18 protein-coding genes are annotated in these 25369 nt (G+C 61.9%); 7 read left to right on the top strand and 11 right to left on the bottom strand.

What is annotated here, in order from left to right; genetic code table 11:
* Position 1: 1 nt before the first annotated feature.
* Positions 2-739: a monofunctional biosynthetic peptidoglycan transglycosylase gene (gene mtgA, locus Y887_RS13690; RefSeq protein ID WP_046964859.1), complete on the bottom strand. Its 738-nt coding sequence runs from the start codon at positions 737-739 to the stop codon at positions 2-4.
* 75 nt (positions 740-814) lie between these two features.
* On the opposite strand from mtgA, the gene hslO reads away from it, so the two are divergent.
* The 4 genes from hslO (at position 815) to Y887_RS13670 (ending at position 6426) form a co-directional block, all read left to right on the top strand.
* Positions 815-1705: an Hsp33 family molecular chaperone HslO gene (hslO, locus tag Y887_RS13685; RefSeq protein WP_046964858.1), complete on the top strand. Its 891-nt coding sequence runs from the start codon at positions 815-817 to the stop codon at positions 1703-1705.
* A 152-nt stretch (positions 1706-1857) separates the two neighbouring features.
* Positions 1858-2694 carry an XOO1806 family protein gene (locus tag Y887_RS13680; protein ID WP_046964878.1) on the top strand — a complete coding sequence of 279 codons (837 nt, stop codon included), beginning with the start codon at positions 1858-1860 and terminating at the stop codon, positions 2692-2694.
* A 188-nt stretch (positions 2695-2882) separates the two neighbouring features.
* Positions 2883-5810 (top strand): TonB-dependent receptor plug domain-containing protein, encoded by a 2928-nt coding sequence (locus Y887_RS19200; protein ID WP_046964857.1) that lies wholly within the window; start codon positions 2883-2885, stop codon positions 5808-5810.
* Positions 5764-6426, top strand: coding sequence for a 2OG-Fe(II) oxygenase (locus Y887_RS13670; protein ID WP_084726037.1), 663 nt, complete (start codon positions 5764-5766; stop codon positions 6424-6426). The genes Y887_RS19200 and Y887_RS13670 overlap by 47 nt, the downstream gene beginning before the upstream one ends.
* Here Y887_RS13670 and Y887_RS19195 read toward each other — a convergent pair whose 3' ends face one another.
* The 3 genes from Y887_RS19195 to Y887_RS13655 form a co-directional block, all read right to left on the bottom strand.
* Positions 6427-8184: a sulfotransferase gene (locus Y887_RS19195; protein ID WP_162199169.1), complete on the bottom strand. Its 1758-nt coding sequence runs from the start codon at positions 8182-8184 to the stop codon at positions 6427-6429.
* Positions 8185-8426: 242 nt separating this feature from the next.
* Positions 8427-11387 (bottom strand): TonB-dependent receptor domain-containing protein, encoded by a 2961-nt coding sequence (locus Y887_RS13660; protein ID WP_046964855.1) that lies wholly within the window; start codon positions 11385-11387, stop codon positions 8427-8429.
* A gap of 363 nt (positions 11388-11750) precedes the next feature.
* Positions 11751-12359 (bottom strand): TetR/AcrR family transcriptional regulator, encoded by a 609-nt coding sequence (locus Y887_RS13655; RefSeq protein ID WP_046964854.1) that lies wholly within the window; start codon positions 12357-12359, stop codon positions 11751-11753.
* Between the two features lie 136 nt (positions 12360-12495).
* Between Y887_RS13655 and Y887_RS13650 the strand changes: the two genes are divergently transcribed.
* Positions 12496-13419, top strand: a complete 924-nt coding sequence (locus tag Y887_RS13650) for an alpha/beta fold hydrolase (protein ID WP_046964853.1) — start codon at positions 12496-12498, stop codon at positions 13417-13419.
* The gene (locus Y887_RS13645; RefSeq protein ID WP_046964852.1) at positions 13416-15890 is read left to right on the top strand and encodes an acyl-CoA dehydrogenase; all 2475 of its coding nucleotides are present in this window, start codon (positions 13416-13418) and stop codon (positions 15888-15890) included. Before Y887_RS13650 ends, Y887_RS13645 begins: the two co-directional genes overlap by 4 nt.
* A 241-nt stretch (positions 15891-16131) precedes the next feature.
* Here the strand turns inward: Y887_RS13645 and Y887_RS13640 are convergent, their stop codons facing one another.
* Together Y887_RS13640 and Y887_RS13630 are read right to left on the bottom strand one after the other, a co-directional pair.
* Positions 16132-16485: a DUF1304 domain-containing protein gene (locus tag Y887_RS13640; protein ID WP_046964851.1), complete on the bottom strand. Its 354-nt coding sequence runs from the start codon at positions 16483-16485 to the stop codon at positions 16132-16134.
* Between the two features lie 308 nt (positions 16486-16793).
* A complete protein-coding gene (locus Y887_RS13630; protein WP_046964849.1) occupies positions 16794-18167 on the bottom strand; it encodes an NTP/NDP exchange transporter in 1374 nt (457 codons plus the stop codon).
* A gap of 328 nt (positions 18168-18495) precedes the next feature.
* On the opposite strand from Y887_RS13630, the gene Y887_RS13625 reads away from it, so the two are divergent.
* Positions 18496-19875: a serine hydrolase domain-containing protein gene (locus tag Y887_RS13625; protein ID WP_046964848.1), complete on the top strand. Its 1380-nt coding sequence runs from the start codon at positions 18496-18498 to the stop codon at positions 19873-19875.
* 766 nt (positions 19876-20641) lie between these two features.
* Here the strand turns inward: Y887_RS13625 and Y887_RS19190 are convergent.
* From Y887_RS19190 to Y887_RS13595, 5 genes are all read right to left on the bottom strand, one after another.
* Positions 20642-21094: a histidine biosynthesis protein HisIE gene (locus Y887_RS19190; RefSeq protein WP_084726035.1), complete on the bottom strand. Its 453-nt coding sequence runs from the start codon at positions 21092-21094 to the stop codon at positions 20642-20644.
* Between the two features lie 987 nt (positions 21095-22081).
* Positions 22082-22477, bottom strand: coding sequence for a glycine cleavage system protein GcvH (gcvH, locus tag Y887_RS13610; RefSeq protein WP_046964845.1), 396 nt, complete (start codon positions 22475-22477; stop codon positions 22082-22084).
* A 138-nt stretch (positions 22478-22615) separates the two neighbouring features.
* The gene (gcvT, locus tag Y887_RS13605) at positions 22616-23725 is read right to left on the bottom strand and encodes a glycine cleavage system aminomethyltransferase GcvT (protein ID WP_046964844.1); all 1110 of its coding nucleotides are present in this window, start codon (positions 23723-23725) and stop codon (positions 22616-22618) included.
* 161 nt (positions 23726-23886) lie between these two features.
* The gene (locus tag Y887_RS13600; RefSeq protein WP_046964843.1) at positions 23887-24321 is read right to left on the bottom strand and encodes an NfeD family protein; all 435 of its coding nucleotides are present in this window, start codon (positions 24319-24321) and stop codon (positions 23887-23889) included.
* A gap of 3 nt (positions 24322-24324) precedes the next feature.
* Positions 24325-25290, bottom strand: a complete 966-nt coding sequence (locus Y887_RS13595; RefSeq protein WP_046964842.1) for an SPFH domain-containing protein — start codon at positions 25288-25290, stop codon at positions 24325-24327.
* Between the last annotated feature and the right edge of the window lie 79 nt (positions 25291-25369).

The following is a 25369-nucleotide window of genomic DNA, read 5'->3' as shown; positions in this document are numbered from 1 at the left end:
CTCACCGCGCCTGCAGGTACGCAGCGCCGCCCAGCTGGCGCGCCTGCCGCTGGATCCAGGCGGTGCGTCGCTGCACGTAGGCGCCAGGCCGGCGCGCATCGTAGCGGCGCGGAGAGGGCAATACCGCGGCCAGACGCGCCGACTCGGTGGGCGACAGGCCTGCCGCATCCTTGCCCCAGAACTGCCGCGCGGCCGCCTGTGCGCCGTATACCCCGTCGCCGAATTCGGCCACGTTGAGGTACATCTCCAGAATGCGCTGCTTGGGCCATAACAGCTCGATCAAGACGGTGTACCAGGCTTCCAGGCCTTTGCGCACCCAGCTGCGCCCCTGCCAGAGAAAGACATTCTTGGCGACCTGCTGACTGATCGTGCTGGCCCCGCGCACGCGCCCGCCACGCGCATTGTGATCGCGTGCCTTCTCGATCGCCTGCAGATCGAAGCCGTGGTGCATCGGAAACTGCTGATCCTCGGCAGCGACCACCGAAATCGGCAGGCTGGAAGCGATCTGATCGTAATCGCGCCACTGCTGGTGCAGGGAAAAGCTCCCGTCCCCCTCGCCCCAGGCCTCCAGGTAGCGCCCGACCATCATGCTGCTGATCGGCGGGTCGACCACCCGCAGCACCAGCACCTGCAGCACGCTCGCCGCGGCGAACAGCAGCGGCGCCGCCAGGATCCAGCGCAGCCAGCGCCGCCGCCGTGGTGGTGTCACCTGCTTGCCATCCAATGCATCCGTCCCCATTAGTTCGCTTCGACCTTCAATCCCGATGCCTGCCGCATTATCCGGCAACCGGCGTCCCTTACGTCCGATGTCTCCATGACCGATCACGATCAGCTTTCCCGTTTCCTGCTGCCTGCCGCCGGCGTGCGTGGAGTCCATGTGCGTCTGACCAAGGCCTGGCACGATGTCCAGGGCGCAGCCGAGTACCCGCCTGCCGCGCGCCAGCTGCTGGGCGAAGCGGCGGTGGCAGCCGCCCTGTTCACCGGCCACACCAAGGTCGACGGGCGCCTGTCGGTGCAGCTGCGCGGCAATGACACCCTGCGCACCCTGTTTGCCGAATGCACCGCTGCGGGCACCTTGCGCGGCATCGTGCAACTGGCCGAGGGTGCCGACGCGCCCACCGACCTGCGCGAGCTGGGCGAGGCCGCGCTGCTGGCGATCACCATCGAAAACCCCGGCCTGGACCCACGCGAACCGCAGCGCTACCAGAGCTTGGTGGGCATGCAGGCCCCGGATCTGGCCGAAGCCTTCGAAACCTATTTCCAGCAGTCCGAGCAGTTGCCGACCCGCCTGTTGCTGGCCGCCGGCCCGGATCAGGCCGCCGGCCTGCTGCTGCAGAAGCTGCCTGGCGATGAAGGCGACAACGACGGCTGGACCCGCATCGGCGCCCTGTTCGACACCCTCGGCGCGCCCGAGCTGTTGTCGGTGGCCGGCGAAGACCTGCTGCACCGCCTGTTCCATGAAGAAGACCCGCAGCTGCTGGGCGGCAAACCGCTGAGCTTCGGCTGCTCCTGCTCCCGCGAGCGGGTTGCCTCCATGCTGGAATCGCTGGGTGAAGAAGAGGCACGCGCAGCCGCTGAAGCGACTGGAGAGGTGGAGGTCCGCTGCGAGTTCTGTGGCCGCGAGTATCACTTTCCGTTGACCGAGCTGGCCGTACTTTTCAGTAAGGCGCAGCCCTCTCAGCAGGCACCGGAACGGTTGCAATAGATAGCATCTGCGCTGCGTTTCGGGGAACGCGACCACTTGTTAAATAATCATAAACGCCCTAGCATTCCCATTGCCCGCTCTCGGGAACTTAACAACTGCCCCTGGGTCTGAACTCTGGTATGCGACACCTTCTGCGCCTTCCGCTCGCTTTGCTGGTTGCCCTTGCGGCAGCCACGGGTGTGCATGCGCAGTCGGCGTCCCAGCAGTTGCGCGAGAGCACCATCCTGCCGGTGTGGAACAAGGGCAGCGGCAAGGTGGAGGCCTTTCTCTACCTGGAACCCACTGGCGAGCAGAAGGCCGGCGCGCGCTGGCATTTCGGCCGCAATTCGCTGGATGCCGCGTTCGGCCTGACCTCGGGCGATTCGCTGGGCCTACTCTGCAATAGCAGCCGTGGCACCAACATCAGCGGTCTCGCCAGTCACTGCCTGCTCGCCGGCATCGGCGACGATGAAGAAGACAGCGCTGCCGCATCGCGTCGCGTGTCCGGCACGCTGGGCTTCAACCGTGGCAGCGGCCGCGTCGGCGTCACCGCCGGCGCCGGTCGCGACACCCTGCCGGCCTGGTTGATCGGCGCCGGCAAGGCGCCCCTGACCCGTGTCGAGCAGAACGATCTGACCGTGTTCGGCCAGAAGAACATCGGCCGCGAAGGCTTCGTTTCGATCGGCGGCACCTACGCCCGCGCGCGCCTGGTCCCGCTGGCCGACGTCTCCCCGGCCATCGCCGACCAGTGGGACAGCAAGACCCTGAGCGTCGGCGGCGGCTACGGCGCCTTCAGCGCCAATGTCATCGGCCGCGTCGTCGATGTCCCAGGCCAGCCGGAAAAATGGGAAGGCCTGGGCCTGGGCCTGACCTGGCGCACCCCGTGGAGCGGCCAGTTGACGGTCGGCGCGGAGAACGTCATCTCGCGCGGCAAGAACCCGTTTGCGCCGAATAACGAGAGCAACAGTGACGGGACGATCCCGTACGTCAGGTATGAGCAAGACCTGTAATCTTCTTCCGTTTTGAAATCATAACGCCACCGTCACATACGGTGGCGTTTTCGTTCATAGGAACAAAAGTTAACGGGACTTTAATTTTTAGGGACGGCCATATACCATCGGTTCACCCTGACGCTTTGGGACCGCATCTTCGGACCCGCCTGCCAGGCCAACCTAACCGTTACACGGAGAGAGAGCCCATGAAGTGCACGTCAAGCAAACTGCGTGACGCCGTTGTACTTGCGCTTGTTGTTGGAGGAGCTTATTCATCGACATCCTTCGCACAGGACACATCCGCCGGCACAACAACCAACCTCGACAAAATTGAAGTGACCGGATCACGCATTAAGCGCGCTGATCTGGAGACTTCCAGCCCCGTATTCGTGATTGATCGTCAAACGATCCAGAGTTCCGGCGCGGCAACTGTCGGCGAATTTCTCCAGCGCACGCCTGCCATTGCCGGCGCCGCCACCAATCCTCAGGTCAACAATGGCGGTGGCGCAGGCGCGGCTACAGTTGATCTGCGCGGACTTGGTGTCAACCGATCACTCGTCTTGGTCGACGGTAGGCGCTGGATTGGCACCGTCAGCAACGCGAACGGCGCGGTGGACATCAACTCCATCCCTCTAGGTCTGATTGAACGCGTCGAGGTGCTGAAGGATGGCGCATCGGCCATCTACGGCTCTGACGCGATTGGCGGTGTCGTCAACTTCATTCTCCGCAAGAATTTTGACGGTGTTGAAGCAAGCGCCTATTACGGAACATCGTCACGCGGTGACGCGTCGACTGAGCGGTATGACGCCGTTTTCGGCATGACAAACGATCGTGGCAGCCTCATGCTTGGCGCAAGCTACGATAAAGCCGAAGAAGTACGTGCGGCAGATCGCACCTACTCAAGCCAGCCTTATCAACTTTACGCTGGCGAAAAAGGCATTGGTGGGACGAGCCGCATTTTGACTGGCCGCTATGTCGTGCCGCGTGGGAATGCCACTGGCGTCAATTTAGCTGACCCCAATTGTGGCGCTGGCGCGAACGTTACTCTTACGCGAATCGATGGGCGTCCTGGCTCGTCACCTTCGGACTTTCGTTGCTTCAATCCGCAAACCGATGTTTATAACTATCAGGCCGATGGAAACTTGACGCTGACACCGCAGGAGCGGACCAGCCTCTTCATGAACGGCACTTACAAGCTCAGTGACAACGTCGAAGCGTTTGTACTTGGCTCGTGGCTGCGGACCGAGTCCTCCTTTGCGCTGGCACCTCTGCCGTTCGACGGCCGACCTGCAGTGGATGACGTTCCGATCAGCGCCAATAGTTTGTACAACCCCTTCGGAGTCGATATTACGGACGCGCGTCTGCGCCTTCGTGATTTCATCCCCACGCGCACGACCCGCTTCGTAACGGAGACCTACCAGATCACCGGAGGTCTTCGCGGAGCGTTTGGTGACAGCAGCTGGAGTTGGGATGCATCGTACGGGTACGGCCGCTCACCACAGTCATCGTCGGTGAAAGGGTATTTGTTCAGCCCTGGCCTCACCGCAGCACTGGGCCCGTCCATGATCGATCCAGCAACCGGAAATCCTATTTGCGTCCGGACGCCAGGCAACCCTGCCACGGCCATCAATGGCTGCTTGCCGGTCAACTTCCTGGGGCCGGCACCAGATGCGAGCACGGCTGCAGGACGGGCTCAATTGACTGCGCTTGGCCTGATCAATCCAACCATTACCAATACCAACGAAAACACTCTCAAAGTTTTCAACGCCAACGCAACAGGTGACCTGTTTGATATCCCCGCAGGAACCGTCTCATTGGCCGTTGGCGTGGAGCGACGCGAGGAGTCAGCAAGTTCGACCAGTGATTTCCTCACGATCATTCCACCGGGTGAAACTGTCTGCTTGACCACGCAGGAAGCATGTACGTTTGGTGATATTTCTGGAAAGTTTGACGTCAACGAAATCTACGCCGAAGTACTAGTCCCACTGCTGACCGATGCGCCTTTCGCAGAGAAGCTCAATCTGACACTTGGAACCCGTTACTCGGATTACTCCAATTTCGGCGGCACCAACAACTCGAAAATCGGGCTGGAATGGAAGCCTTTCTCCGACCTGTTGATCCGCGGCACCTACGCAGACGTCTTCCGCGCACCTACGATTGGTGACCTGTTTTCACCCACAGCACCAAGCGCAAACAGCTATGTCGATCCTTGTAACGGTTACTCGGGGCAGGCGACAGCCGATCCGCGCGCCTGCGCAGGTGTCGCGCCTGACGGCTCCTTCCGTCAGAGCAACAACCAGGTCACCTCTTTCCAGGTCTCCAACCCGAACCTCCAGCCAGAAGAAGGCGACGTTTTCACGTATGGTTTCGTGTATAGCCCGAGCTGGCTCGAAGGCTTTAGCGTAACCGCCGACTATTGGCGCGTAAGCCTGGATCAGTTCATCACCAATCTTCCAGAAACCGTGATGCTGAACCAGTGCTACCAATTCGGCCGCTACTGCGACACCTTCATTCGCGACGAAGCAGGCGACGTTGCGCAAATGACGAACGTGATCGGCAACTTTGGTGAGCTGCGGACCAGCGGCGTCGATCTCGGGTTCCGCTACACCACTCAGGAAGCTGCGTGGGGCAAGCTCTCGTGGAATCTCGATACAACATATATCCGTCAGTACGACGTTCGTCTGTTGTCTGGAGATCCGACTAGCGACGTCGGAGCATTCCCGGGCATTCCGGAAAGCAAAGGACTCGCCGGCACGTTCGTTGATTCCGCATCGTCGGGGTTCGGGAATATCGCACGCTGGCGCGCGCTTAACGATTTGACCTGGACTTATGGCAACCTGAATGCAAGCCTGACAACACGGTATGTCCACCACGTCAACGAAGCACCGGATGTCGCAGAAGTAGGTACCGACGGCTATGTGGCCAAGCGTCAGGTACCCTCCTATACCCAGACGGACTTCCAGCTCGGGTATCGCCTTGAATCGTTGAATAACAGTACGATTCAAATCGGTGTTCGCAACCTGGCGGATCGTCAGCCGCCACTGGTTTATTCCGGCTTCAATGCCTCCACCGACTTGCGGACCTACGATGCCATCGGCAGGTACTACTGGATGCGCTGGACTGCACGATTCTGATCTGAAAAAGGAAAAGGAGGATGCCGCTTTTGCGGCATCCTCCTCTCCGGGTCACCTTCGGCATTTCATTCGAACAAAAGACAATAGTTTGTCCGCACAGTTGTGCGCCAAGCTGATCGATTCTTTTCAGGCGCTCAGCGAATTTCACGAAAGAAATGGTCAAGGCATTCGCCAGGGTCTGGAGGAAAGCGCCTGGACGGAGTTGGATATCTCCAAACTGTCCGATCGTGCCTTTCTGGGATTCTTCCGCTCGCTGATCAGCGAGGAGCTCAAGCGCTATAACACTGAAATAGACCTGGACATTGCGATCCCTGATAGCCCGCTACTCAGCCCACTGATTCTCAAGCGCTATCGCGCGGAAAGCGATGAACGCTTCCAGACACATTTCGACTCCATAAACAACGTATGCGATCGATACCTTGTTTTTCTGTGGTATCTCAACGATGTCTCGGAAGGTGGCGAAACTTGGTTTCCAGGGTTGGACTATGGTGTCAAACCAAGAGCCGGCAGGCTTTTAATGTTTCCACCATATTGGATGTACGCCCACCAAGGCAGGCCACCGCATAGTGGAGACAAATACATACTTTCCACCTACCTCCGCTTTCCGCAACGCTGACTAAGCGTAGCCATAACGACGACGCCATGGCGCAAGAAGGCTTAGCGTGCGCTGCGAGAAATGGTGCCGGTAATTCTCCCATCGCCCAATTGCTCGATCATTGATTGGCTCGATAACCTGGGCATAACTCGGCGTATTGATTCGTGTCGACCGCGACATGGCATGCTCTTGAAAGTTCGCCAGGGCGTCGTCCCATTTAGACTCAAGGAAGCCTAACAGTGCAGAGACATGCGCAGGCATGTCATTCACCAGGTCTTCGTAACGAAGTTCATGGACATGGGCATTTGCCAATGTTCTATGACGCTCCCAATGAGACATTACCTTCACATAAGTCTCTGCAGAGGCTTCCAACGTTGCAAACGAAAGCGCACCTCCACGCATGCCAAATGCCTGCATGTAACAGCTCAGCACGCAGTCGTGTGGGTCCCGCAAAAGAAAAATATACCTCGCCTGCGGAAATATTCGTGCGATGTAAGGGACCCGAGTGAGATTCAAAGGATACTTATCGACAAGACCCGGCCCTAGAGAGATGTACTTGGCGGCAACTGCATAATAAAAATCTCTCGCCAGACCGATCTGATCGTCAGAAAGTGTAGCCAGCCAATCATCTAGTTGCGGCCAGGCAAAATGCTTACTTGAGCGCAGACTAGCGATGGCCTCTTCTAGCGCCGGGCGTTCATCCAATACCGCAAAATCCGGGTGCGCGTCCAATATGCGCTCTAACAAGGTCGTACCTGATCGCGGGAAACCCACGAGGAATGTCGGATCTTCCGAACGCTCGCCCTTTCTTGAATTACGCCAAGCCAAGGGAACAGGATTCGTCAACGATTCATCCAACCACCCCAGCGCGTGATCAGTTGGCTGCCCCGGAAATCGCTGATTGTATGCCGCAACAGCACGTAGATGGCCGCGATTCAACGCGGCCATCGCTTCATCAAAGCGGCTATCAGCATCAGCATTCTTGGCGCGCTCAAACTCCAGCAACGCTCCAATTGCTCCATCCCCAACGATCGCAATGCCGGAGGCCAGGCATTTCTCAGCGGATTCGTATTCCTTTTTTCGGCGCAATACTCGACCCAATGCGAGCGCCTTCATCGGCGACATCTCGCTCCCGATAACGCTTCCGTGCTGCAGATAACCTTCAGCCTCCTCCAGACGATTAAGTCTCTCAAGCAAAAGAACAAGCTGCATCCGCAACTCACTCGTTGCGTGCGTATCATCAAGAAGATCTTTGTAGAGTATCAACGCGCGTGCTTCTTCGCCGCAATTCGCAAGTAACCAGGCGAAGCTCTCACACTGGGCACGCGACATTCTGTAATGTTCAAGATGAGCAAGACAAGATCTCATCTCGTCGAATCGCTCAAGCTCCATCAAGCATTGCGAATAAGCCAGAGCGACATCAGATGCCTCCGGCTCCTGCCGCCAAGCATTTTTAAGGATTTTTTCTGCCTGCTGGTATCTTTGTAGATAAAGCAATGCCAACCCTTGACCCAACTGACAAGCCACTTCATTCCCAGCACCCCGTTTCGCAGCCTCCTCAAAGGCTACCAACGAACCCGAGAAGTCCTCTAGCTCAAGCAATAGATTGCCGATATTTATTAGGTATGAGGGCTCACCAGGATGAAGACCCGCCAGATGCCAATAAGCATGACAGGCATCAATCAGCAAGTTGCCGTTATGCAACTCTTCCGCAAATCGCTGCCAAGCGACTGCATTTGAGAGATCGGGCGCGACCTCGTCACAAATCCAGGCTCGCATTCTTTCTCGGTGATCAGACAGCAACGTAACCATCGCCGAATGATCTCACATCCCGACAGACAACACAGCGCAGGAACTTCATGCCTCTGGTTGGAGCGAATACCGCGAGTTCGCCGAAGAGTCTCAACCGAATTAAAAAGCTCTGCCCGACCCTTACCAGCTCGGATCTTCGCATAAATCGTACAAACAGCTACGCCCCCGGAATCGGGGGCGTAGCTTAAGTCAAGCATTCAAACCGCGTATCAGAAACGTTGGGTGTAACGCATGTACAAGAAGCGACCAATGTCGAAGCCGCCGAAGTAAGAAACGTTTGCGCTCGGCTGGCTATACAGGGTCGGACCAACGCGGTCGAACACGTTATTGGCACCGGCAGCAATCGTGGCATTCCAGGGAGCATTCCAACGAACCTGGACGTCATTGAAGACGGTCGCGCCACGCTCATTGGTCGGGTTACCAACGGAAACGCCCTGGTTGTTCGGAGCGCGGTAGTTGGGATCGCTGCACTCGTCCGGGAACAGGGACGCACTCAAGCAGCTTTCCTTCAGACCGGAGAAGTAACGCACCGTCCAGCTTGCACCGAAATCACCCTTGTCCCAATTGAATGCGACGTTGGACCGGATGCGGAAGTGCGTACCCGTGGTGGTCCCCGCCCAGCCCACGCCAGTGAACGGGTTCGGATTGGTCACGGAATTACGGGTGGTAACCAACTCGTCGCGGCTGGTGTAGGTGGTCGTCCACTTGACGCCAAACGTTCCGGCCGTATCGGTGGCCAGGCGGTAGCCTAGATCCAGATCGTAGCCCTCAACCTCACGGTAACCCGCGTTGATCGAGGTGCGGTTCAAGGTGTTGACGATGCCCGTAACGGGATCACGAGTGAACGCGTTGCAGCGCTCGGCAATGCCGTTGATGTAGCAGTCGTTGAGAATCAGATTAGCCGTATCGCCGATGATGGTGTTCTCGACACGGATCTGCCACCAGTCAAGCGACACGTTCAAACCATTGACGAAGCCAGGGCTCCAGACAAAGCCCAACGTCTTGGACGTCGAGGTTTCCGGGGTCAGCTGATCGTTGGAGCCGGACAGGAATGCCAGAGGCGTTTGCGACGAGGCTGCCGTGGTGGGCACGAAACCCTGCGCCTGCTGACGGAAGGTCGCCGCGTTGACGGGCAGCGCGGCAGCACAGCGTGCGCGTACAGCTGCGCTGGTGCGAGAGGCACCGAACTGGACGTCGCAAGGATCGGTGTACGAATCGAAGCTCTGCGAACCACCGCCATAAAGGTCGGAGATGGTCGGCGCACGGAAGCCCTCGGCCCAAGTGCCGCGGACCAGCAACGACTGGAACGGCTTCCACTTGAAGCCGAACTTGCTGTTTACGGTGTCGCCGAACGTGTTGTAGTCGGAATAGCGGCTTGCCAGGCTCAGACTCAGCTCCTGAGCAAATGGCAGATCAGCCAAAATCGGCACGTTGAGCTCGGCGTAGACTTCTTCCACCTTGTAGCTGCCGCCGGTGGGGAAGTTGGCAAGACCGGAGGTGTTGCCCGACTGCGCCAGCGCGTCGGGACTGAACTCGCCCTCTTCCTTACGCTGTTCAGCGCCCACGGCAAAACCGAGATCGCCAGCAGGCAGGGTGAACAAGCTACCCGACAAGTTGGCCGAGATGACCTTGGTCTTGGTATCTGCAGTTGCGTGCGTGGTGGGGATCAGGAAGTCCTGCAGAGCCTGATTGCCTGTCAACGCACCCGGACCGGAGAGACCGGCAGCGATGAACGGATTGAACGGCACGCACTGTGCCAGCGCAATCGGGGCAGCAGCGGAGCCGCACTGTGCAACGCCGGATGCATTGATGAAGGACGGACCCACAGCTGCACGCAGCGAGGTCAGGTTGAGATCACCGTAACCGCTCTGCACCAGCTTATTGTTGTTATAGAGGTAACCCACATCCCAGTCGAAGATGCGGTCGCCTACATTGAACGAGCCATCGAACGTACCCGAGAAGCGATAAGTGGTCAGCTCGGCACGCGTGGTGCGCGGCACCTCAGTCGTACGCCGCCACCAGTTCGGAATGTCACGGTTGAGCGGATTGAACGCGCTGTCCACCGACAGCGGCGAACCGAATGCCAGGGCCTGATACGGGTAGCCCGCAATCTGGCGCTCGGAATCACGATTGCTGTACAACACGTTGGTACGGAAGCGGACCTTGTCCGTCAGATCGTAAGAGCCATCCACAAACAGCGAGCGGCGTTCCTGCGGAGTACGCAGGTCGGTCCAGCGGTTGGTGTTGGTCTTGTCCTGGGTGACGGTCTGGTCGGTGTTCTGGACGCGGTAGTCGGCCGGGTTGTCCGGATTGCCGCCGTCGCGCACCAGGACGCGGACTTCACGATTCGGGTTGGTTGCGGTGGCGGCAGGGTAGCGAACATTGGGGAGCGCGTCGGCCGGACGGCTGACGAATCCACCGAACTCACCGACCGCGGTCCAACCAAAATCCGGGTGGTTGGACGAACGCGGGAACTCCGAATACGGACGGTCGGAGGCCGCAACCTTGTTTTCCTTGGCGTACTCGATGCCAACGGTCAAGCTTCCGCGCTCGCCGGTCACACCCATTACGAAGTCGGCATTGGTCGTCTCGCCGTCGCCCTGCGAATACTGGCCGTAATAAACGCTGCCAGTCGCGCCATCGAAATTGGTGCGGGTGATGATGTTGATGACGCCGGCGATGGCATCGGAACCGTAGATCGAGGAGGCGCCATCCTTCAGCACTTCGATGCGATCGATCGAGGACACAGGAACGGTGGAGATGTCCTGCAGGCCGTCGGTGGTGATGCCCAGACGCTTGCCGTTGACCAGCACGAGCGTACGCGCTGCACCCAGGTCGCGCAGGCTGATATAGGTACCGCCGACCGCTTCGCCGGACGACAGCGGCGAGGCGCGGCTGATCGGCGGCGTGCCGACTGCGCTGATGTTCTGCAGGATGTCGGCGACTGACGAGAAACCCTGCTTCTCGATGTCCGCGCGGCTGACGGTCAGAATCGGCTGCGCGGTTTCGGTATCCACCTGGCGGATGCGCGAACCGGTCACTTCGATGCGATCAAGGTTGGTCGCGCCGGTGTCCTGGGCGAAGGCGATCGTAGGCAGTGCCGAGGCCGAAGCGCCAACCGCGATGGCGAATGAAATCGCGTCGCGAAGCTTGCTGGTCTTGTGAATCATTGAGCTCTCTCTCTCCAAGATCTGGTAATGGCGTGATGAACAACCGTTCGAGGGATCGAAAAAGCGAACCCAAAACGAAGGTAGAACGGATAGTAGCTATCAATTTGGAGAAATTAAAGATGCGTTAACAAAAAATTGCCTTCTCGTGAATTTAGCCGTCAATTGTGATACCAGGTTTATTATTGAGACCACTAAAGGCACACACCTGCATGCCGATAACGCTGCAAATGCATGCCGTGCACCCGCAAGCGAACACAGGCATGACCGGGCGCAGAAATGACTGCACGGCAACCTCGATGGGCGCTGTGCATACATTCGAAACCTATAAGTGGACTGGAAGCCGCAGCTCCCGGCCGCGTTCGCTCACCCAGGAATCAACGTCTGAATTACATGCTCGACATAGGATTCGAATTCTTCGCGGGCCTGCTTGGGTTGCTGCAGCTGTAGAGAGAGCTGCAGGAAGCCGACGTAGGCCGCGTAGGCCAGGCGCGCGCGGTGCTGGGCGTCGGTACGGGACAGGCCGGCCTGGCGGAACGAGGCAATCAGGTAATCGAGGCGGCGCTGCGAGACACGGTCGATGACCGGGCGCACCGCCGGGTGGTCGAGTGCCTTGAGCAACTCGCTGTAGATCACGTGCGGCGTGACTTCATGGGCGACCAGTTGGAACAGCGCACGCAGGCGGGCGCTGGGGTCGGGCACATCTTCCAGGCTGCCGAACACTTCCTTCTGTTCGAAAATTTCCCAGCGCTCCAGGGCCGCCTGCAACAGCGCGTCGCGCGAGGGGAAATGCCAGTAGAAGCTGCCCTTGGTGACGCCGAGACGGCGCGCCAGTGGCTCCACCGCTACGGCGCCCACCCCTTGTTCGGCGATCAGGTCCAGCGCGGCCTGCGCCCAGTCGTCCGCGCTGAGGCGGTTGCCGCGACCGGAACTGGCACGGGGCGTGGTCGGGCTGGATTCGGTGATGTCATTCATGGCGCGATTTAACCATACGCCTGAGTCAGTTGCAGTATGTATCACAAAAATGACAGACAACTGCCACGATTCAATGGCTTAACCGTCCATACCAGAGAGTATTGACAGCGGGCGGGCAGCCTCCATACCATTAGGTATGGTCACCTCTCCTTCTACGCTTGCCCCCCTTGCGGCCATGTCGCGCGTCAGCGCTGGCGACGTGGAGTTGGCTGTGTCGATACGGGGTGAGCAGCACGCACCAACAGCGGTGCTGGCGCATGGGTTTGGGCAGACGCGGCATGCCTGGGAAGCGACGGCAACCGCGCTGGCGCAGGCCGGCTACCGCGCACTTTCGTACGATGCGCGCGGCCATGGCGATTCGAGCTTCAATGCGCTCGACCTGCCCTATTCGCCCACGCAGTTCACCGACGACCTGATCGTGTTGGCAGGCGAGCAGCCGCAGCCGCCGGTACTGGTGGCTGCCTCGATGGGCGGCCTGTTCGGGCTGCTTGCCGAGGCGCGTTGGCCGGGGCTGTTTCGCGCGATCGTGCTGGTCGACATCACGCCGCGGTGGGATACCGCAGGCGTGGAGCGCATCCTGCGCTTCATGACCGCGCATCCGGATGGATTTGCTTCGCTGGATGCGGCGGCCGATGCAATTGCCGCGTATCTGCCGCATCGCCCGCGCAAGACTGCGCAGCAGTTGCAGGCATTGCTGCGTCAGCGCGCAGATGGCCGTTGGCACTGGCACTGGGACCCGCGCCTGGTCGACGAACTGGCCGGTCGGGATGCGCAGCTGCAGCAGCACGCCTTGGCGGAAGCGGCAGCGCAGGTACGCTGCCCGATGCTGTTGATCAGCGGCGGGCGCAGCGATCTGGTCACCCCGGACAACATCACCGAGTTCCTCTCGATCGCCCCGCACGCGCAGCACGTGCAACTGGCCGACGCCACGCACATGCTGGCCGGCGACGACAACACCACCTTTACCGCAACCGTGTTGCATTATCTGGACGCACTGCCCTCGGTTGGCACCATTGCAGCGTCCAACATCACCGAGCATGTCACTGGAGCAAGACCATGAGCATCGTTGCACCGTTCCTCCTCGTCATCCTGGCGGCGGGTATCGCTGCCTATCACCGCATGCGCCTTGCCACCTGGGTTGCGATCAGCGCCTGCGTGCTGGTGGCGTGCTGGCTGCTGGATGCGAACCTCGTCGCCACCATTGTCGCCGCGGCGCTGGTGGTGCTGGTATCCGCTCCGGTGCTGTTGCCGTTCCTGCGCAAGCCGTTGCTGACCACGCCGCTGATGGCGTTCTTCCGCAAGGTGCTGCCGCCGCTGTCGCAGACCGAGCGCATTGCGCTGGAAACCGGCTCGGTCGGCTTCGAGGGCGAGCTGTTCACCGGCGACCCCGATTGGCAGAAGCTGCTCAACTATCCCAAGCCGCAGTTGACCGCCGAAGAGCAGGCCTTCCTGGATGGGCCGGTGGAAGAACTATGCAAGATGGTCAACGACTGGGAAATCACCCACGTCCACGCCGACCTGCCGCCGGAGCTGTGGGACTTCATCAAGAAGAACAAGTTCTTCGGCATGATCATTCCCAAGCAGTACGGCGGCCTGGGCTTCAGCGCACTGGCGCACCACAAGGTGATCCAGAAGCTGTCCTCGATTTCCAGCGTGGTCAGTTCCACCGTCGGCGTGCCGAACTCGCTCGGACCGGGTGAGCTGCTGCTGCATTACGGCACCCCGGAACAGAAAGACTATTACCTGCCGCGTCTGGCAATCGGTGCGGAAGTGCCGTGCTTCGGCCTGACCGGTCCGTTCGCCGGCTCCGATGCCACCTCGATCCCGGACTACGGCATCGTCTGCAAGGGCGAGTGGAACGGCGCCAACGTGCTCGGCGTCAAGCTCACCTTCGACAAGCGTTACATCACCCTGGCACCGGTAGCGTCCTTGATCGGGCTGGCGTTCCGCGCCTACGACCCGGACGGCCTGATCGGCGACAAGAAGGATATCGGCATCACCCTGGCGCTGCTGCCGCGCGAAACACCCGGCGTTGAAATCGGCCGTCGCCACTTTCCGTTGAACTCGCCGTTCCAGAACGGCCCGATCCATGGCGAAGAAGTGTTCATCCCGCTGAGCCAGTTGATCGGCGGCGTGGAAATGGTGGGCAAGGGCTGGAACATGCTCAACGAGTGTCTGGCGGTGGGTCGTTCGATCACCCTGCCCTCCACCGCCAGCGGTGGCGGCAAGTATGCGGCGGTGGTGACCGGTGCGTATGCGCGCATCCGCAAGCAGTTCGGCCTGTCGGTCGGTCGCTTCGAGGGCGTGGAAGAAGCGCTGGCGCGCATCGGCGGCAAGGCGTATGCGATCAGTGCGCTGGCGCAGGCCACTGCCGCAGCGGTCGACCGTGGCGACGTGCCGTCGGTGCCATCGGCGATCGCCAAGTACCACTGCACCACCATGGGCCGCGAAGTGGTCAGCGACATGATGGACGTGATCGGCGGCAAGGGCATCATCCTGGGGCCGCGCAACTTCGCCGGCCGCGCCTGGCAGGCTGCGCCGATCGGCGTGACCGTGGAAGGCGCCAACATCATGACCCGCAGCCTGCTGATCTTCGGCCAGGGCGCGATCCTGTGCCATCCGTGGGTGATGAAGGAAATGAAGGCGGCGCAGGATCCGGATACGCGCCGCGGTCTGGAAGAGTTCGACCAGAGCCTGTTCGGGCATATCCGCTTCGGCATTTCCAACGCCGTGCGTTCGTTCTGGTTCGGTCTGACCGGTGCGCGCATCGGCGCAGCGCCGGGCGATGCATACACGCGTCGCTTCTTCCGCAAGCTGGATCGCTACTCGGCCAACCTGGCATTGATGGCCGATGTGTCGATGCTGATGCTGGGCGGCAAGTTGAAGTTCAAGGAATCGTTGTCCGGTCGCCTGGGCGATGTGCTGAGCCATATCTACATGACCAGCGCGATGCTCAAGCGCTACCACGACGAAGGCGCACCGGCCACCGACCAGCCGCTGCTGGCCTGGGCGTTCCACGACAGCGTGCACAAGATCGAAACCGCGCTGTCGGCAGCGCTGCGCAACTTCCCGATCCGCCCGGTGGGCTGGCTGATGTGGGTGCTGATCTTCCCGCTGGGCCGTCGCGCCGAAGCGCCGGGCGATCGCCTGGGCCATCGCGTGGCATCGATCCTGATGGCACCCAACGAAGCGCGCGACCGTCTGGCTCAGGGCGTCTTCCTGACCCCGTGCGCCAACAACCCGGGCGGGCGTATCGCCAGCTATCTGACCAAGGCGGTGATGGCCGAGCCGGTGGAGCGCAAGTTCCTCAAGGCGCTCAAGACCAAGGGCATCGAGGCGCTGGATTTCCCGGCGCAGCTGGACGAAGCGGTGGCCGAGGGCGTGCTCACCCTGGACGAGCGCAAGCTGCTGGAAGAGCTGCGCGAGATCATGATGGACACCATCACCGTGGACGACTTCGATCCGCACGAGCTGCGTGCGGCCAGCTTCTACGACAAGCCGCAGGCACAACAGCCGCGCGAAGCGGCGTAAGACTCAGGTCGAGGCGATGTGCGAGGACGGCGGGCTTACAGCCCGCCGTCGGCGTTTGTGGAGATTGGCGATCTTGGAGACCGACCATCCCGCGACTGCGCGACCTGACGGCGTCGCCTTCGACCAGTTCACAGCAACTGCGCTCCGGGCTGCTGCAGGAACGGGCTTGCCCACGACAAGGTGCTGCCGGTAACGCCTCCTCGCAGACAAGCCGGCTCCCGCGGGCAGCGAGCAAGCCGGCTTAGTGCGGCAGCCACACCAGGCCGAGTGCGATCAACGCCGGCAACGCCTGCACGAAGAAGATGCGGCGGTTGACGCTGTAGGCGCCGTAGCAACCCGCCACCACCACGCACCCCAGGAAGAAGCTCAGCACATCGGCCCGTGCTGCCAGCGCGCCCCAAAGCAGGCCTGCGGCCAGGAAGCCGTTGTAGAGGCCCTGGTTGGCCGCCAGCACGCGGGTGGCCTGCGCCTTCTCCAGTGTGTTGCGGAAGGTCTTCAGACCCACTGGGTGCGTCCACAGCGCCATCTCCAGCACCAGGATGTAGACATGCAGCAGACCGACAAGGATGCCGGCGATGATCGCGAACAGGGACATGGCGAGAAAGTCGTGTGGACGTGGCGGCAAGCATAGCCGCGATGCGGCGCCATCTGCCTGGCAAGACGCACAGCGTGCGACCGGTGCATCGCAACGCGCTGGCGTCACCGGCGCAGCACTGGACGATGCAGGGTGAGCGGCGGCGCATGCGGGCCGTCATCGATGGGCCGCCGATGGCGCGCATCGCATCGGGATGGATGTCCCGTGCAAGCGACATCAGGCATCAGCGATTGGCCGCACGCGCTGTGTGCGTCACCGCTGCATGAGTCTCCAGCGCGCAGCCACACCGCAGCCGCACACCCAGGGCGTTATCGGCCCTGCGACTCCGCTGCCCGCCCGTCCGCCACAGCATCGCGCTCTGCAGGCAGCTTGCGTGCTTCGCGCAGCAGGCCGAACGTGCCCAGCGTCATGCCCGCTGCCGCCAATAGCCCGACCCCGAACACCGCAGTGGACCCCAGGCCCGACACCAGCTTGTGGATCCACACAAAGCTCAGGTCGCCGCCGCGATAGACCACCGTATCGATCGCCGCACCGGCCTTGTAGCGCCATTCGCGGCTGACCCGCGTGTACAGGGTTTCGCGCGCCGGCTTGGCCAGCGCAAACTCGCCCGAGCGCGTGATCACCTGCACGATGGCGATCATCAGCGGCAACGGCGAGGCCGCCAGCACCGCATACCCCAAGGTGATGGCCACTCCCGGAATCAGCAATGCCGGTGCAATGCCGAAGCGCGACAGCAGCGCGCGCGTCACCAGCAATTGCAGCAGCAGGGCGAGCGCATTGACCGCCAGGTCGATGCTGGCGTAATACGCGGTGCTGGCCGCCGCATCGGTATAGAGCCTGCGCACCAGCGCCGCCTGCTCGTTGTAGAGCAAGGTGCCCACGCCCACGCCGAACAAGGTCATCAGCGCCAGCCAACGCAGCAACGGCTCGCGCACGATCAGCTTGAGGCCGCCAAGCACGTCGCCACCGATCGGGACTTCGCCGGAGTCCAGTTGGCGCTCCTGTTCACGCGCCACCGCCCACAGGCGCAAGCGCAGCACGCACACCACGCAGACCGTCAGGAACCCGGCCGACACCAGCATCAGATGCGCAATGCCGATGCGCTCGACCAGGGTGCGGGTGAGGATCGGCCCGAGAAACGCGCCCAGGGTGCCCGCCGCGCCGATATAGCCGTAGTAGTTGCGCGCTTCGGCATTGCTGAAGACATCGGCCATGAAGCTCCAGAACACGGCCACGGCAAACAGGTTGAAGACCGTGAGCCACAAAAAGAACGCCATCCCGCGCCCTGGCACGCCGGTGTCGAACAGCACGTAGAACAGCAGCAGGGTCGCAATGAAGAAACCGTAGACCACCGGCAGGAACACGCGCCGCGGATAGCGGCTGACCAGCGCGCCATACACCGGCTGCAGCAGCAGCATGATCAGAAACGTGCAGGTAAACAGCACCTGCAAGGTGAAATCCTTCAGCGGCATGCCGTGCGCAGTGAAGAAACCGATCATGCCGGCCGGAAACAACGCGGCCACATCCGACGATGCACCCATCGCCTCGCGCACCGGGCGCAGCACGTAGTAGCCGCTGAGCAGGCAGAAGAAATACAGGAACGACCACGCCAGCGGTGGCGAACTGCGCAGTGCAGCGCCCAGACGGCCAACCGCCGAGTGCGGTGCAGAGGGACTGGTCATGGCGTCAATAGCCCCCGTGCGAACGAGCCCGACAGCAAGAACATGGCAGCGGCAGCCCCTGACGAAGTAGCGCGCAAGTTAGCCGATGCAGCGCAGCACCACCAGCAGCGGAGGCAGGACGCTGCGACGCGCGCGTGGGGCGCCCGGCACGGCGCTTGCAACCCACTGCGCAGCACCTTCGGGGCGTTGCCACGGCCTTGAACGGCGCGATTTCTGAACCCAAATCGTCAATAGGATCAATATGATGCCCATTCATCTTCCGGCAGTTTGTGCTATTGCAAAGCGCGGCGCTAGAATCGCTCCAGGCAGTGGAACAGGCGGCACAACCATGACAGTAATGCGCAGGCGCCGACGGTTCCGTCCGTTGGCCATCGGGCTGCTCGGGGCGTTATTGCCTCTGGCCCTCTCTTCCACGGCACAGACGCCCGCGCCCACCGCTTCTGCGCTGCAGCCTGCAACGCTTGCGCAGTCGCCCACCGCCCCGCTTCCGTATCGCAGCTCGTTGCCGGCCAGCAGCGTGTTGGCGCCGGCCGCCGGCTTCGACGTGGCGGCATTCGAATCGATGGCCGATCAGTTGACCTACGGCAACCGCGTCCCCGGTATGGCGATGGCCATCGTGCAGGGCGGCAAGGTGCTCAGTGCGCGCGGCTATGGCGTGACCGACGTCAATCACCCGCAGCCGGTCGATGCGCATACCGTCTTCCGCCTGGCGTCGCTGTCCAAGGCCTTCGCCGGCACCATGGCCGGCCTGCTGGTCAACGATGGCGTGTTGCGTTGGGACAGCAAGGTGGTCGACTACGTGCCCGGCTTCCAGCTGAGCGACAACCTCGCCACCCGCCAGCTCACCGTCGCCGAGGTACTCAGCCATCGTGTCGGCCTGACCCGCAACGCCTACGACCGCGATATCGAATCCAACGTCGACTACTACTCGCTGAGCCACAAGCTGGCTGCCGCGCCGCTGCGGTGTGCGCCGGGCGACTGCTATGCGTATCAGAACGTCGCCTTCAGCCTGGTTGGCGATGTGGTCTTTGCCGCCTCCGGCAGCTTCTACGAGCAGTCGGTGGAGCGCCGCATCTTCAAGCCGCTCGGCATGAACGATGCCAGCATGGGCCTGGCCGGCATCCAGGCCAGCCCGCATTGGGCGCGCCCGCATGTGCGTAGCCGCAACGGTTGGGTGTCGCTGACGCCCAAGCCCACCTATTACCGTCTCGCTCCTGCAGCCGGCGTCAATGCCAGCGCCAGCGACATGGCGCAGTGGCTGCTCGCCCATACCGGCCATCGCCCCGACGTGTTGCCTGCGCCGCTGCTGGCGACCTTGCATGCGCCGTTGATCTCCACGCCAGGCGAAATGCGTTCGGGCTGGCGCCACGAGCGCGTGGACGCGGCCAGCTACGCGCTGGGCTGGCGCGTGTTCGACTACGCAGGCCATCAAGTGATCTTCCATGCAGGTGCGGTGCAGGGCTACCGCGGCCTGGTCGCGTTGCTGCCCGAGCGCGACGTCGGCATCGCCATCATGTGGAACGGCGAAAGCGGCCTGCCCTCCGGCATGCTGCCGACCATCCTGGACCGCGCACTCGGCTTGCCGGCCAAGCGTTGGCTGGACATCGATGTGGACGGCGATTTCGGTAGCGAGAACATGCTGGCAGAGAAGGCAGACCCGGCCGGCAAGGGCGCATCGTCCGGCAAGTCGGTGGCGTCGCCGCGTTGAGTTGAAGCGTCGCAACCGACGCGGCGCGTGATGCATGACCACAGGCGGCCTTGGCCGCCTGTGTCGTTTCTGGTCGCCGGGAAGTGCAGGTGGATTGCGTGCAATTCGGCAGGCAGGCGCCGGGCAGACCGCCTGGTGCAAGCGCTGCAAGCTCATCCTTCACCAGGGAAGGACGGCAGGACTTCGTTCGTCGTCGTTGCGACGACAGCAGCGGCTGCAGCGACCGGACAGCAGATCGATGCGGGATGCGTGCGCTGTACCGCGACCGCTGCCGGTTTCATCACTGGACCTCCGACACCCGACGCTACGCCACGACGCGTCCAACCAAGTCGTCTGGCAGTTTCGTGCTCGGACTGCAGGTACGGGTAGTGCGAGCACGACGACCGGTCATTGCATCCGGAAGAGCGGTGGTTCGAGGAATCGCACCGCCGGGCGACGACGGGAAGATCCTTGATGAGTTCCGCTAGCGCCACCGATAGCGGCACAGCCTGGAATCATCGCCGCCTCCAAGGCGGTCAGCGGGTGGGCGGCGCGCCCGACGCGCCGGACCCAGCGATTCGCCGCGACATCCCGTCGAGCCATCGCCGGTCTGGCACTGTCGTTGCCGTTGCCGGCAAGGCGCCAGACCCACATCGCGTCGCCTCAAGAGCGGCTGGCATTCGCGCGCTGCAACGGGCCTGGCCACGGTGTCGCCCAATAAAAAAGCTCCCTCCCCGCTGGGCGTCGGGGAGAGAGCTCGATGTTTACGGCGATCGGGTGTTACAAATCAGATCAGCGGTGCCGGAGTTGCGGGCAGCGCGACCGGAGCGGCCTTCTTCTTGCGAGCGGCCGGCTTCTTCTTGGCGACCTTCTTCACAGCAGTCTTCTTGGTGGCGGACTTCTTGGTCGCCTTCTTCGCTACTGCCTTTTTGGCGACTTTCTTGGCGGTCTTCTTGACGGCCTTTTTGGCGGCAGTCTTCTTGGTCGCCTTCTTCGCGGTCTTCTTCACTGCCTTCTTGGCGGCAGTCTTCTTGGTTGCCTTCTTGGCGGTCTTCTTCACTGCCTTCTTGGCGGTCGCCTTCTTTGCAGTCTTCTTGACGGCCTTCTTGGCAGCAGTCTTCTTCACTGCCTTCTTGGCGGTTGCCTTCTTGGCGACCTTCTTGGTCGCCTTCTTGGCGGCGGTCTTCTTCACTGCCTTTTTGGCGGTGGGTTTCTTTTTCGCAGCTTTTTTAGTGGCCATGTAATTGGCTCCTCGTCAGTGAACTATGGAGTTGAAACGCCCAGTTGAACCAAACCCCGCGCCGGCATGCCGTCGTCGGGTACCGTCCGCAGGTAATGCGCGACGGGACGGATACAGAAACACCCGCATCGAACGGCGACACGGGTGCGTGGTCGAAACGACAACTGCTTTTCTGGAGAGAAGCGGACCCGACTCCACCTTTGAGCGTACTTCGGTGGACGTCTTGAACAAGCGTGTCGGCTCGATGTCGATTCTGCTCACTCTCTTTCGCAGCAATGTCTGCTGGGCGAAACCTAATCACGCTTTTTTTTACTGTCAACACTCTTTTGCAATTTTTTTTCAGTCGACCATCGCCATCTTCTCCATCGAGGTCCGGCAAGTACACCGCGCGTAGCCCGCCGAGCGGGCTCGCAGCAAGCGCCCACGCAACAGCGTTTTCGAAAAAGCACTTCTTTTCCGCTGTTTTTCTCAACCGCTCCAAATCTGCACGCCATCGACGCCGGTAACGCTGCGGCCACACGCTGCACGTTGCGGCATCGTCCGCCGCCTGTCCGCCAGCTGAAAATTTTTTATCCGGCAACTCCACTTCCGGCGTCGCACAAGCAGAAATGCGCAAACTTATTGCGCCGTTCGATCGCCATGCACGTGCGCTTGCGCATCGCCAGCAGCATCTCGCACGACATCGATCCGTCGTCGGCGCGCGTTGCACGCGTCGATTTTTTTTCACCGAGCACACGCCGGATCCTCACGAACGACTCACGTCAGAAATCCGACGCACCGGCCTGCAGGTGGTGGTGCGTCGACACGTCGGACATGGACGCAACCGCGCGCATCGCATCAAGTCAGCACCGACTGCCTTGCAGGCGACCGTGCAATCGTCCATCCGATCACGCTCTCGTGCACACATCACGACCGCGTCGGTGGCAGCGCACCCAAAAAAATGGCCGCTCTGCGAGCGGCCATCGGTGTGCAGCAGGGACGACGGACTCAGTGGTCGTCGTCTTCCAGCAGCTCGGCGTAGTCATCCGGCGACAGCAGGTCGTTGAGCTCTTCCTTGTCGTCGAGTTCGACCACGAAGATCCAGCCTTCGCCGTAGGCGTCTTCGTTGATGGTCTCAGGCTTGTCGCTCAGCGCGCTGTTGACCTCGACGACGGTGCCGCTGACGGGGCTGTAGACGTCGGAGGCGGCCTTGACGGACTCCACCACCGCCGCGCCGTTGCCGGCCTGCACGGTATCGCCGACGCCGGGCAGTTCGACGTAGACCAGGTCGCCCAGCAAGCCCTGCGCGTGGTCGGAGATACCGACGGTCACGCGGCCGCTGCTTTCGACGCGGGCCCACTCGTGGGATTTGAGGAACTTGAGGTCGCCAGGGATCTCGCTCATGGGTGTGCTCCGGGGAAACTGGGGTTGGGGACAGGTGGTTAGTTTAGACCGCGCGACAAGACAGGTGCACGCGTGTCGGCATGGGCAGGTTGCATGTGCTGACAGGATGCCGGCCGACTGCGGCCGGCATCAGGCGACTCAGTCGCCGAGGACGCCGGGCTGCGCCTGACCGTCGCGCACGAACGGAAACTTCACCGCGCGCAACGGCACCTGCTTGCCGCGGATATCCACGCGCAGGTCGTCGATGCTGCCGGCCGGTACGCGTGCGAATGCGATCGCCTTGCCCAGCGTTGGCGAGAACGTGCCGGACAGAATCTCGCCCTGGCCGGCAGCGGTGAACACGCTCTGGCCGTGGCGCAGCACCCCCTTCTCGTCCATCACCACGCCGATCATCTGCCGCGGTGCGCCTTGCGCCTTTTGCGTTTCGAGCACGGCCCGGCCGATGAAGTCGCGGCCTTCGTCGAGCGCGATGGTCCAGGCCAGCGCGGCTTCGTACGGGCTCACTGCATCGTCCATGTCCTGCCCGTAAAGATTCATGCCCGCTTCCAGACGCAGCGTGTCGCGCGCGCCAAGACCGGCCGGCTTGACGCCCTGTGCGAGCAACGCATTCCAGAAGGCGACTGCCGCATCCTGCGGCAACACGATTTCAAAACCGTCTTCGCCGGTGTAACCGGTGCGCGCAAGAAACAGATCGATGCCATCGCGCGAGCGCGTCTGCAAGGCGGCGAAACGGCCGAGCTTGCTCGCTGCCGCAGCGTCGGCCGGATCGAGCAGATCGATGACCTTGGCGCGCGCATTGGGGCCCTGCACTGCGATCATCGCGAAGTCGCCGCGCTCTTCCACGCGTACCTCGAAGCGTGCGGCCTGTTCGCCGATCCACTGCAGATCCTTTTCGCGGGTGGCGGCGTTGACCACCAGACGGAAGAAGTCTTCGGTCATGAAATAGACGATGAGGTCGTCGATCACCCCGCCCTGCGGATTGAGCATGCAGGTGTACAGCGCCTTGCCCGACACCTTGAGCTTGTCCACCGAGTTGGCGAGCAGGTAGCGCAGGAACTCGCGCACGCGAGCGCCGTGCAGGTCGACCACGGTCATGTGGCTGACGTCGAACATGCCGGCATCGCGACGCACCTGATGGTGTTCGTCCAGCTGCGAGCCGTAGTGGATCGGCATGTCCCAACCGCCGAAGTCGACCATCTTGGCGCCGAGCGCACGATGGGTGTCGTTGAGGATGGTCTTCTGGGTCATGGGCGCCGGTCCAAGGGAAAGATGCCCATTATCGCTGCCCTGCCGTCGTTGCGGGCAACCGTGTGTGCGCGCGGGCACAGCGATCACCGAACGACGCAAGCCGGCAACCGCACGCCGCGCTGCAGCAATGCGCGACCGGGTGGTACGCCCTGTCCCGGCGATCAGCTGCTGGATTGCACCAGCAAGGTCATGCCATCGACGCCGACGATGCGCACCGGTGCGCCGGCGGGCAGGTCCGGACCGCTGACCACCCAGAACGCATCGTCGACCTTGGCACGGCCTCGGCCATCGTGGATGGCTTGATCGAGCAGCACGCGGCGGCCGATCAATTGCTCGGCACGCTTGTTGAGCAGGGGGCGATCGCTCTGCCGCCCCTTGCCGCGAAACCAGCTGCGATAGACCTGCACCGACACGAAGCTGAGCACCACGAACGCCACGATCTGCACCAGCATCGACATGCCCGGCAACACGAGCACGAGGGCGCAGACGGCAGCGGCGGCGATCCCCATCCACAGCAGGAACGCTCCCGGCACCAGGGTCTCTGCGGCGATCAACAGCAGCGCCAGCACCGCCCAGATCACAACGTCCCAGCGCATGGCTCAGCCTCCGGCACGCGGCGGCATCGGCGGCACGCGCACGGCGGGTGCGTCGGGCTTGCCGATCGCTTCCTTGGCCAGTTCGGCGATGCCGGCAATCGAGCCGATGATGCCGCTGGACTCCATCGGCATCAGCACGAACTTCTGGTTGGGCGCGGTGGCCAGCGCCTTGAACGCCTCCACATACTTCTGCGCGACGAAATAATTGATCGCCTGCACGCTGCCGTTGGCGATCGCATCGGAGACCACCTGGGTGGCGCGCGCTTCGGCCTCGGCCAGACGCTCGCGCGCCTCGGCGTCGCGGAAGGCGGCTTCCTTGCGGCCTTCGGCTTCGAGCACGGCGGCCTGTTTCTCGCCATCGGCGCGCAGGATTTCCGATTGACGCGAGCCTTCGGCCTCCAGAATCTGCGCGCGCTTTTCGCGCTCGGCCTTCATCTGCCGCGCCATCGAGTCGATCAGATCGCGCGGCGGCTGGATGTCGCGAATTTCGATCCGCGTCACCTTGATGCCCCACGGGTTGGTGGCCTGGTCGACCACGCTCAGCAACTGCGCATTGATGGTCTCGCGCTGGCTCAGCGATTCGTCCAGATCCATCGAGCCAATCACGGTGCGGATATTGGTCTGCACCAGCGCGATGCTGGCGATCTCCAGATTGGAGACCTCATAGGCGGCCTTGGCGGCGTCCAAGACCTGGAAGAACACCACGCCGTCCACGCGCACCACCGCGTTGTCCTTGGTGATGACGTCCTGGCTGGGGACGTCGAGCACCTGTTCCATCATGTTGATCTTGCGGCCGACGCCGTAGACCACCGGCACCAGAAAGTGCAGCCCCGGACTCATGGTATGGGTGTAGCGGCCGAAGCGTTCCACTGTCCACTGAAATCCCTGCGGCACCATGCGCACCGTCTTGAACAACACGATGACGCCGGCGACCAGAACGGCGATGGCCAAAAACGAAGTCGGAAACATGTGCCCCCCTTGCATGTGACGAGTCGATCCCGGCAACAGTATGCACCCGCACCGTAACTCGCCGGCTGGGGTGCTGCAG

Source organism: Xanthomonas pisi DSM 18956, from assembly GCF_001010415.1.
In the GTDB taxonomy this organism is placed as follows: Bacteria; Pseudomonadota; Gammaproteobacteria; order Xanthomonadales; family Xanthomonadaceae; genus Xanthomonas; species Xanthomonas pisi.
Note: the sequence above shows the minus strand (reverse complement) of the source record. Positions and strands in the feature narration are given on the sequence as shown.

Coding starts and splice junctions, on each gene's coding strand:
- Y887_RS13650 (WP_046964853.1), top strand. CDS start 12,496: ATGGTCACCTCTCCTTCTACGCTTGCCCCCCTTGCGGCCATGTCGCGC.
- Y887_RS13645 (WP_046964852.1), top strand. CDS start 13,416: ATGAGCATCGTTGCACCGTTCCTCCTCGTCATCCTGGCGGCGGGTATC.
- Y887_RS13630 (WP_046964849.1), bottom strand. CDS start 18,167: ATGACCAGTCCCTCTGCACCGCACTCGGCGGTTGGCCGTCTGGGCGCT.
- Y887_RS19190 (WP_084726035.1), bottom strand. CDS start 21,094: ATGGCCACTAAAAAAGCTGCGAAAAAGAAACCCACCGCCAAAAAGGCA.
- hslO (WP_046964858.1), top strand. CDS start 815: ATGACCGATCACGATCAGCTTTCCCGTTTCCTGCTGCCTGCCGCCGGC.
- Y887_RS13660 (WP_046964855.1), bottom strand. CDS start 11,387: ATGATTCACAAGACCAGCAAGCTTCGCGACGCGATTTCATTCGCCATC.
- Y887_RS19195 (WP_162199169.1), bottom strand. CDS start 8,184: ATGCGAGCCTGGATTTGTGACGAGGTCGCGCCCGATCTCTCAAATGCA.
- Y887_RS13600 (WP_046964843.1), bottom strand. CDS start 24,321: ATGCGCTGGGACGTTGTGATCTGGGCGGTGCTGGCGCTGCTGTTGATC.
- gcvT (WP_046964844.1), bottom strand. CDS start 23,725: ATGACCCAGAAGACCATCCTCAACGACACCCATCGTGCGCTCGGCGCC.
- gcvH (WP_046964845.1), bottom strand. CDS start 22,477: ATGAGCGAGATCCCTGGCGACCTCAAGTTCCTCAAATCCCACGAGTGG.
- Y887_RS13625 (WP_046964848.1), top strand. CDS start 18,496: ATGACAGTAATGCGCAGGCGCCGACGGTTCCGTCCGTTGGCCATCGGG.
- Y887_RS19200 (WP_046964857.1), top strand. CDS start 2,883: ATGAAGTGCACGTCAAGCAAACTGCGTGACGCCGTTGTACTTGCGCTT.
- mtgA (WP_046964859.1), bottom strand. CDS start 739: ATGGGGACGGATGCATTGGATGGCAAGCAGGTGACACCACCACGGCGG.
- Y887_RS13595 (WP_046964842.1), bottom strand. CDS start 25,290: ATGTTTCCGACTTCGTTTTTGGCCATCGCCGTTCTGGTCGCCGGCGTC.
- Y887_RS13670 (WP_084726037.1), top strand. CDS start 5,764: ATGCCATCGGCAGGTACTACTGGATGCGCTGGACTGCACGATTCTGAT.
- Y887_RS13655 (WP_046964854.1), bottom strand. CDS start 12,359: ATGAATGACATCACCGAATCCAGCCCGACCACGCCCCGTGCCAGTTCC.
- Y887_RS13640 (WP_046964851.1), bottom strand. CDS start 16,485: ATGTCCCTGTTCGCGATCATCGCCGGCATCCTTGTCGGTCTGCTGCAT.